The 1,342-nt window shown below is 61.4% G+C and carries 1 protein-coding gene; it reads right to left on the bottom strand.

Annotated elements, in window-relative coordinates:
* On the bottom strand, positions 1-1,342 hold a 1,342-nt coding region (locus tag B2W52_RS04220), incomplete at both ends, for a WS/DGAT/MGAT family O-acyltransferase (RefSeq protein ID WP_286801505.1).

Below are 1,342 nucleotides of genomic sequence, written 5' to 3'. Positions count from 1 at the left end.
CGGTTTCCAGTTCGACCAGGGCCTCTTCCAGATAGTCGAGCATCCGCTGCAGGCTGGGTAGCGTGCGGCGGCAGCCGATAAGGCCGAATTCCACCTGGTCGCCGTAGCTGGTCAGGGTCATGTTCAGGGCCAGGCGATCCATGGCGATGGAGACCGGGTACATGCCGTCCATCGTGGCGCCGTTCCAGTAGCAAGTCTCTCGCGGGCCGGGAACGTTGGAAATCACCACGTTCAAGGTCTGCCATTTCGGTGCCATGCCGGTGAGCAGATTGAACGCCGCCGGCGCCAGGGTCAGGGCGGTGTAGTTGATGATTTCTTCCGCAGACATGTCGGCGTAGCGGTCCTTGGCGGCTTTCACGTCCTCATGGATCTGCATCAGTCGTGTCACCGGGCTGGTGACATCGGTGTGCAGTGAGGCGAGGATAACGCCGACCTGGTTGCCGCCGGAGCTGTCATCCTTGCGCAGGGACACCGGCACCATGGCGATCAGCGGCTTTTCCGGCAGGGCGTCCTGGTTCATCAGGTAGCTGCGCAGCGCGGTGGCGCACATGGCCATCACCACATCATTCACCGTGGTTCCGTAGATTTTACACACTGCCTTTATCCGGCTGAGGTCATAGGACTGTGCGGCGAAGCGTCGGGAGCCGGTGATCTTCTGGTTAAGAATGCTGCGGGGCGCGTGGAATATGGAGGAGTACGCGGGGTCTTTGCGGGCGTTATTGATGGTTCGCAGCAGTTCCCGGGCGACGGTGGGCACGGTACCCAGTTGCTTCCCGGATTCACCCAGCAGGTGGCCAATGCTTCGCCATAGCGAGGGGCCGCCATCATCCTTCTCACGCTCCGGGCGTGGTGGCATGGCCCAGATCGGCGGCATGTCCCGCTCGCCGGTGTCCTGGCAGAGCATCTGGGTGACCATCCGCATTGCGGATACACCATCCACCAGGGCATGGTGCACCTTGATATACACCGCAAACTGCCGTTCCCCCAGGCCTTCAATCAGATGAAACTCCCACAGCGGACGTTCCCGGTCCATCAGGTGGGAATGTTCCGCCGAGACAAACGACAAGAGTTCCCTGACCCGCCCGGGTGTCGGCAGTGCCTCGAAGCGGAAGTGGTGTTCCAGGTCCAGGTGCTCGTCTTCCACCCAGACCGGCTGGCCGAAACGGTAATCCAGACGCTGATTAAACGGCGGAGTCACCTTCGTGTACTGCCTGAGCCGGTCGGCCAGCTGTGCGACGTAATCATCCGGTGCGTCGTCGGGAAAAGAGAACAGCTGAAGACCGCCCACGTGCATGGGCTGCTGCCGCTTTTCCAGCCAGAGAAAAAGCTGATCCGTAGGGCT

This window comes from Marinobacter sp. UBA2498, from assembly GCF_002341575.1.
Taxonomy (GTDB): domain Bacteria; phylum Pseudomonadota; class Gammaproteobacteria; order Pseudomonadales; family Oleiphilaceae; genus Marinobacter; species Marinobacter manganoxydans.
The sequence above is the reverse complement of the archived record's forward strand: the minus strand, read 5'-3'. Positions and strand labels throughout refer to the sequence as shown.